The organism is Methylocystis sp., from assembly GCF_051062815.1.
Taxonomy (GTDB): domain Bacteria; phylum Pseudomonadota; class Alphaproteobacteria; order Rhizobiales; family Beijerinckiaceae; genus Methylocystis.
In genome coordinates, this window is record NZ_JBPFDU010000023.1 from 1 (window position 1) to 3,921 (window position 3,921).

The window sequence follows — 3,921 nt, forward strand, 5'->3', positions numbered from 1 at the left end:
TGCATGCTCTACGAGTTGATCCCCAACATGCCGGATGTCCGCTTGCGACCGCTTGTCGAGCGGTTCGGCGTATACATCGATCAACACGCGGCTCTAAATCAGACGTTCTCATGCGTCTGAAAATGAGGGGATGCCTGAGGCCTTGCTGAACTCGCGCTCGCTGAAACCCTTCTGAAATTGCACCTTCTTGCGCGCCATCGCGGAATCCTCTCGAAAACAGTATGTTCTGTTTTTATTTTCTCAGAAAATTCAAGCTGACGCAAGAGCGAAACCAAGAACGACTTTACCCTCATTTCGAATGACTCGGACCACAAGGTTGAAAATTCGAGAATGCCGGTGTATCGGCTGTGGCTCCCTGGCGCGCTTTCTCCTCGCGTGGAATCAAGCGAGGGATAACAAATTGCGCCAGCTTAATAAGCCGGAGCGTGTTCATATCGATAAAATCTGTCGACTGTTTTAGGAACGTGCTCCAGCTCCCACTGTGAGGTCTTGCGCGCCATGAATGTTCCACCCATGGATTCCAAATCCAACCGCAAAATCGCAGTGGTCGGTCTTGGCTATGTTGGCTTACCGGTGGCGATCGCCTTCGCGCGAGCCGGCATCCTCACGATCGGCTTCGACATCGACCGGCAGAGGATAGCTGAACTCGTTGCGGGGCGCGACCGAACCCATGAAATCGACGCCTCGGAATTGGCGAGCGCGCCGGTGCGTTATACCGCCAACGCGGCCGATCTCGCCGACGGAGACTTTTTTATTGTCACCGTGCCAACGCCGGTCGACGTCGCGCGCCGTCCCGACATGTCGATGGTGCTCGCGGCGTCGCATACGGTCGGCGAGGTCATGCGTCCAGGCGCGATTGTCGTTTATGAATCGACGGTGTATCCCGGCGCGACGGAAGAGGATTGCGTTCCCGTCCTCGAGAAGGCTTCCGGTCTCGTATGCGGGCGCGATTTTCATGTCGGATACAGTCCCGAACGCATCAACCCGGGCGACAAGGTGCATCGCTTCGAATCCATCACGAAAATCGTGTCGGGGCGGGACGAGGCCACGCTCGACATCGTCGCCGAAGTTTATGGCTGCGTAGTCAAGGCCGGTGTTTTCCGCGCCGCCAGCATTCGCGTCGCCGAAGCCGCCAAGGTCATCGAAAATGCGCAGCGCGACATCAATATCGCCTTCATGAACGAATTGTCTGCGGTCTTTCACTTGTTGAACATCGACACCAACGATGTCCTGACGGCGGCGCGCACGAAGTGGAACTTCCTGCCCTTCACGCCTGGCCTGGTGGGCGGGCATTGCATCGGCGTCGATCCGTATTATCTCACGCACATCGCCGAGATCGCCGGTTATCATCCGCAGGTGATCCTGTCCGGGCGCCGGATCAACGACGGCGTGGGTTCACGGGTCGCCCTGGAATGTCTGCGGCTGATGGCGAAGTTGGGAAGCGCCGGACGGACCGTGACGTTGCTAGGCCTCACCTTCAAGGAGAATGTGCCCGATATTCGCAATTCCCGCGTGATCGACATCATCGGCGTTCTGCAGGACCACAATATCCGGGTTCAGATCGCCGATCCCCTTGCCATCCCCGCCGAGGCGGAACACGAATACGGCGTCTCGATCGCGCGTTTGTCGCAACTCGAACCAGCGGACGCCGTCATTCTCGCCGTGCCGCATGATGAATATCTCACGCAAGGCTGGGGGCTGGTCGAGCGCCTGCTCGCCCCCTCGGCCGGCATCGTGCTCGATGTAAAGGGCGTGTTGCCGCGCGACAAGAAGCCCGATCGGATCGCATTGTGGCGGCTTTGATACGTCCCGGCGCGTCGCGCGGACGGAAGGTCGGCCCAGGCGATCCACGCGAAGCGCTCGCGTCATGGCGTTGAACACGCGACGGGAACATTGCGGAGATGACGGCGCATGGCGTATCACGCTATTCCGGCTTTGATCGGAAATGCAAAGTTCTGCGTCCGGGTTTCTTTAGTGGTCGCTAGGCTTCGGGAAAACAAGGACCATTTTCCTGGGCCGGCGCCCGAGCAGATCAATCAAGACCGAGAGCGTATGATGAGGACGCCCAACGTGACGCGGCTGAAATAATTCGCCGAAGCAGGGGCCTGGGAGGAAGATAAATTGCTCACCGACGTCGGAATTGTCGCGGCGTTCATCAGCCTGGGGATCGCCGCTTATGCCGGGAGGCGAAACGGCGGATCGGCGATATTTTATATCATGCTGGCTATATATCATATGTTATTTTGCTTCATTTTCTATAATGAAACGCTATATACAACCAGTGATGCAAATTATTATTATGATTTTGGGGCGTTTATTGGTGAAGGGCCACTGATTTCCGCTTCGTTGATAATAGAAATGGCTACTGTATTTAGAGAGGCGCTTGGAGCGACATTTTTGGATGAATTTTTTATCTTTCAAATATTCGGATTGATTGGAATTATTCTGATCCTGAAAACGATGGGGATTGTTGGCGCGGGTTTTTCCGAGAGGCAAAAGTTGATTTTTCCGATCGTAGCGTTCTCGCCAGCACTTAATTTTTTCACCGTCGCAATCGGCAAGGACGCGCCCTTTCTGATGGCGCTTGGACTGATTTGCCGTGGGCTGTCGAGATCCGGAAAGCAATATCCTTATGTTATTACAGGCCTCGCAATCGCTTTTCTGGTCAGGCCTCACATCGGTATTCTTTATGCGGTCAGCGTCATCGCCACTACGTTTTTTTCAGCTCGCGTTGCGCTTGGCGCGCGTGTTATCGTGCTCGTGTCCGGAGCCATATGTACTTTATTTGCATCGATGTTTTTCCTAAGTTGGATGGGCATTGAAGAGGTGAACTCGGAAAGCCTCGCCGGCACTATCGACAAGTTTGGAACGGCGAACAATGCGGCAGGTTCGGCGATTAATCTGGAGGGCCTTATATTCCCGGCGCGAGTGGCGGCGTTCTTGTTTTTGCCGTTTTTCTTCGATGCGTCGAGTGTGACTGCAATCATTCTTTCTATCGATAACCTAATTATCTTATGTCTATTTATATATTGTGTCTACAATATACGACTACTCTGGAGCGTATCGGCTCGGTTGTGGACGGTTCCGTTCGGGGTTATCATGTTTACGATTGTGACAATTATGTTGACTTATACATGCACGAACTCGGGCCTCGCCGCCCGGCAGAAGCTGATGGTTACTCCAATTCTGCCGATTCTATATTGCGTGGCAAACGCGGCGAGCAATCCCAGACGAGCGCCCGTTCCGAAGGGGCGGCTTCAGGAACTGGTTCCCGGCGCTACGGAACGCCCGCGTCACCGCGCGCCGGCAACCTTGTCGACGTTCTCGGCGGGGGCGGACCTGTTCCGCCGGCGCAAGACATAGGCGAACGTCTCGGCGGCGTTCTCGCGCAAGCGCCAGATATGCGAGAAGCCGCCGCAGCCATGCCAGCAGGCGCTTGAAGTTGTATCCGGCGGCGGCGAGGACGGCGTTGGCGGCCGCAAGGGCGAGGAAGTTGCGGCCCAGCGGTGGTCGTCTTTCCGATGGCCGATGGCCGATGACCGGTTCGACGGCGGAGCGGCGGCGCAACTCGCGTTTGATTTGCTCGGTGACGCGGCGTCTCTGGCCGGAAATGAACATCCTGAATTTGTGTTCCTCTGGAGCGTTGTGGCCGCGATAGCCGCGGTCGGCGACGACGCGCTTTATCGTCGCGCCGATCTGTTTCTCCATCTCGGGCGGCACGCGGCCGAGCGCATGGCCGTCGTAAGGCGCGCCCGGCAGCGCCTTCGCATGCATGACCAACTGGACGCCTCCAAAAACCTCTGGCCAAAACGGCGTTGAGTTGATTCACTTAGTCATGTCGCAAGGGGGTGCGGACATGGCGAAGGGAACGCCCGGATTTTTTGATGTCGACGAACGGCTGGCGGAGCTGTCAGCGAAGGG

Annotated in this window: 2 protein-coding genes and 1 pseudogene; 2 read left to right on the forward strand and 1 reads right to left on the reverse strand. The window is 56.5% G+C overall.

The features are described from left to right. The first annotated feature begins 513 nt into the window (after positions 1–513). Positions 514–1,803: a nucleotide sugar dehydrogenase gene (locus ACR65W_RS02440; protein ID WP_434499159.1), complete on the forward strand. Its 1,290-nt coding sequence runs from the start codon at positions 514–516 to the stop codon at positions 1,801–1,803. Between the two features lie 318 nt (positions 1,804–2,121). Further along, the gene (locus ACR65W_RS02445) at positions 2,122–3,363 is read left to right on the forward strand and encodes a hypothetical protein (RefSeq protein WP_434499160.1); all 1,242 of its coding nucleotides are present in this window, start codon (positions 2,122–2,124) and stop codon (positions 3,361–3,363) included. A gap of 42 nt (positions 3,364–3,405) precedes the next feature. Here the strand turns inward: ACR65W_RS02445 and ACR65W_RS02450 are convergent. Continuing rightward, positions 3,406–3,789: pseudogene (locus tag ACR65W_RS02450) on the reverse strand (IS5/IS1182 family transposase); the annotation flags it as partial. Positions 3,790–3,921: the final 132 nt, after the last annotated feature.